The sequence below is a fragment of the Streptomyces phytophilus genome (genome assembly GCF_013870535.1).
GTDB lineage: Bacteria > Actinomycetota > Actinomycetes > Streptomycetales > Streptomycetaceae > Streptomyces > Streptomyces phytophilus.
This window is the reverse complement of the sequence record NZ_JACBXC010000595.1, coordinates 1-3,655: the sequence shown is the minus strand read 5'-3', so window position 1 is coordinate 3,655 and position 3,655 is coordinate 1. Positions and strand designations below refer to the sequence as shown.

General features: G+C 73.2%; 4 protein-coding genes. All 4 read left to right on the top strand.

Annotated features, from left to right (window positions below; all coding sequences use genetic code 11):
- Positions 1-543 (top strand): DsbA family protein (locus H5J30_RS21930; protein ID WP_181789100.1); only part of this gene is annotated, 543 nt, incomplete at its 5' end.
- Positions 540-1,388: a cytochrome c biogenesis CcdA family protein gene (locus tag H5J30_RS21925; protein WP_181789099.1), complete on the top strand. Its 849-nt coding sequence runs from the start codon at positions 540-542 to the stop codon at positions 1,386-1,388. The genes H5J30_RS21930 and H5J30_RS21925, both read left to right, overlap by 4 nt.
- Before the next feature lie 143 nt (positions 1,389-1,531).
- On the top strand, positions 1,532-2,314 hold the full coding sequence (locus tag H5J30_RS21920; protein ID WP_181789098.1) for a 2-keto-4-pentenoate hydratase: 783 nt from the start codon (positions 1,532-1,534) through the stop codon (positions 2,312-2,314).
- A 189-nt stretch (positions 2,315-2,503) separates the two neighbouring features.
- On the top strand, positions 2,504-3,544 hold the full coding sequence (locus H5J30_RS21915) for an ABC transporter substrate-binding protein (protein ID WP_309505601.1): 1,041 nt from the start codon (positions 2,504-2,506) through the stop codon (positions 3,542-3,544).
- The last annotated feature ends 111 nt before the right edge of the window (positions 3,545-3,655 follow it).

The window sequence follows — 3,655 nt, the reverse complement described above, 5'->3', positions numbered from 1 at the left end:
GCCGCCGCCGACCCGGCGGCCATGGGCGCGAAGGACGCGCCGGTGGTCCTCATCGAGTACTCCGACTTCCAGTGCCCGTTCTGCGGCAAGTTCGCCCGCGACACCAAGCCCGAGCTGGTCGAGAAGTACGTGGCCGAGGGCGTCCTGCGGATCGAGTGGCGGCACTTCCCGATCTTCGGCGACGAGTCGCGGAGCGCCGCGCGGGCGGGCTGGGCGGCCGGGGAGCAGGGCCGGTTCTGGGAGTTCCACGACGTGGCGTACGGCGAGGAACGGAAGAAGAACAGCGGCGAGTTCGCCGACGACGAGCTGGTCGCGATGGCGCGGACGGCGGGGGTGCGGGACCTGGCGCGCTTCGAGCGGGACATGGCCGGCCCGGCCGCCGAGGAGGCCGTGGCCCGCGACGCCGCCGAGGGCCGGAACCTCGGCGTGACCAGCACCCCCGCCTTCCTGATCAACACCACGCCCGTGCTGGGCGCCCAGCCCACCGAGGTCTTCGAGGACGCGGTCGAGAAGGCCCGCGCGGCGGCCGGGGAGGCGGAGTGAGCGCGGACGTCGGCTACCTCACCGCCTTCCTCGGCGGCCTGCTCGCACTCCTCAGCCCGTGCAGCGCGCTGCTGCTGCCCTCCTTCTTCGCCTACTCGATCAGCGGCGCCGGCCGCCTCCTGGCCCGTACCGCGATCTTCTACGCCGGGCTGTGCACCACCCTGGTGCCGCTCGGCGTGGCCGGGTCGTTCGCCAGCAGGCTCTTCTACGGCCACCGCGAACTGCTCATCGCCGTCGGCGGCTGGACGATCATCGCGCTCGGCGCGGCGCAGCTGCTCGGCTTCGGGTTCGGCTCGCGGCGGATGCAGCAGGCGGCGGGGCGGATCCGGCCGGAGTCGGCGGTGAGCGTGTACGCGCTGGGCGCGGTGTACGGCTTCGCCGGGTTCTGCGCCGGGCCGATCCTCGGGTCGGTGCTGACGGTGTCGGCGCTCGGCGGCAACACCGCCTACGGCGGCGTGCTGCTCGCGTTCTACGCGCTGGGCATGGCGGCCCCGCTGTTCGTACTCGCCCTGCTGTGGCACCGGTTCGACCTCGGCCGCCGGCGCTGGCTGCGCGGGCGGCCGGTCCGCCTCGGCCGGCTCGAACTGCACTCCGCACAGCTGGTGTCCGGCGCCCTGTTCGTCGTGCTGGGCGCCGTGTTCCTGGCGTTCGACGGCACCGGCGCGCTGCCGGGCGCGGTGGGGGTGGACGAGGAGTTCGCGCTGGAGCAGTGGACCCGGGACGTCGGGTCCGCCGTGCCCGACGTGGTGCTCGTCTGCGCCGCCGCGGCGATCGCCCTCGCGGCCGTCGCGGCCGGGCGCCGCAGGCACCGTACGGGCCGGAGCACCGAGGACGTCCGGACCTAGCTCGCCGACGGGGTCCCAGAACTCATTGCTATCAATCTATTGATTGCAATGTTTTCTTGTCACATACTCAGGGACCAGCGCGCACCGCGTAGATCGATGCGGCCGTTCCCACGGCCGCGTGTCCGGGAGGGAGGCGGGGGCTCATGAGCGTATGGACGGTCGAGCGCACCGTCGATGAGCTGATCCGCCGCGAGCGGGAGCGCCGCGACGGCGGGCGGATCACCGACGAGTGGCCCGGCCTCGACCTGGACACGGCGTACCGCGCGCAGGACGAGCTGCTGGCCCGCAAGGTCGCCGCGGGGGAGCGCGTGATCGGGGTGAAGCTGGGGCTGACGTCCGCCGCGAAGCAGCGGCGGATGGGCATCGACGCCCCGCTGACCGGCTGGCTCACGGACGCGATGGTGCTGCCGGCCGGGGTGCCCGTGCCGATGGCGGAGACCATCCACCCGCGCGTCGAGCCCGAGATCGTGTTCACCCTCGGCCGCCGGCTCGCCGGGCCCGGGGTCACGGCGGAGGACGCGCTCGCCGCCGTCGCCGAGGTCCGGGCCGGGTTCGAGGTCATCGACAGCCGCTACCGCGACTTCAGCTTCGCCCTCCCCGACGTCGTCGCCGACAACGCCTCGTCGTGCCGGTTCGTGGTCTCCGCCGGCGCCGTGCCGCCGGACGGACTCGACCTCGCGGCCGAAGCCTGCCGGCTCATGATCGACGGCGAGGTCGTCGACACCGCCACCGGCGCGGCCGTCCAGGGCCATCCGGCCCGGGCGCTCGCGCTCGCCGCCAACGACCTGTCCCGGCGCGGGATCGCCCTCGAAGCAGGGTGGACCGTGCTGACCGGCGGGCTCACCGACGCCGTGTTCGTCGAACCCGGGCGGACGATCTCCGCCCGGTTCGCGACGCTCGGCACCGTCACCGTCACCGGCGGCTGAGGCGCCGCACCACCCACCGCGCCCCGCCCCCGCCCCTTCCACCGCTACGGGCCCCGGCCCCCGGGCCTCGTATCCGGGCCCCGACCGCCGTACCGGACCAGGCCGCCCTACCCCGGCCCTCCGCCGCCGTACCCGGCGCCCGGTCCCGTCCACTCGCCTACGCCACCCCCCTCGCCCGCCGTCCTCGCCGTGCCCGTCAAGGCGACCGACGGCCACCCCATCGATCCTTCACGCAGCAGGGAGTCCGGCATGCCGTCGTCGCGCCGTCTTCGCAGAACCGTCTCCATAGCGGCCGGAGCCGCTCTCCTCCTCACCGCCGCCACCGCCTGCGGCTCGGACGGCGGGGGAGAGGACAGCGGCTCCGGCCCCACGGACATCACCCTCGGGGTCATCCCCATCATCGACATCGCACCGGTCAAACTCGGCATCGAGAAGGGCTTCTTCAAGGAGCAGGACCTCAACCCGACCCTCAAGGAGTCGCAGGGCGGCGCCGCCATCACCCCCGCGGTCGTCAGCGGCGACTACCAGTTCGGCTACTCCAACATCGTCAGCCTCCTGATCGCCAAGAGCGAGGGCGTGCCGGTCACGATGCTCTCGGTCGGGGCCCGCGCCTCCGACGACGTGCTCGACGACGGCTCCGGCCAGCTCATGACCAAGGACGACGGCATCAAGGACGTCGCCGGCCTGGAGGGCAAGACGATCGCGGTCAACACCCTCCTCGGCATCAACGAGGTCGCCGTACGCGCCAGCCTGGAGGACGCCGGCCTCGACCGGGACGCGGCGAAGCTCGTCGAGGTGCCGATCCCCGACATGCCCGCCGCACTCGACAAGGGCAACGTCGACGCCGCCATGCTGAGCGAGCCGTTCATCAGCATCGTGGAGAAGGACGGCGGGCACGCGCTGCCCGTCAGCTACGCCGGCATGGGCAAGCAGCTCCCGTTCGCGGGCTGGTTCGCCTCCGAGGCGTACGCCGGCAAGAACCCCGAGGTCGTCGAGCGCTTCACCAAGGCGCTGCAGAAGTCCCTGCGCTACGCCGAGGAGCACCCGGACGAGGCGCGCGCCGTGCTCAACACCTACCTCGACCTCGACGAGGGCCTCACCGACGACCTGACGCTCCCCGGCTGGAACCCCGAGTCCGACCGCGACGAGATCGCCGGCCTGGCCCAGCTGACCGCCGACGCCGGCCTGATCGACAACCTCGACCCGCTGGACGACCTGCTCGCCGACTGAGCGCCGCACCCCGCCGGCCCTCTGCCGCCGGCCCCCGCTCTGCACCGAGGAGCACCCGACCCACCAGCCCCAGAGATGCCGGAGAAGACGTGAGAGTTCACCAGCGTGCCG

Excerpts from the sequence above, each read along its gene's own strand:
- H5J30_RS21920 (WP_181789098.1), top strand. The coding sequence starts at position 1,532 with ATGAGCGTATGGACGGTCGAGCGCACCGTCGATGAGCTGATCCGCCGC.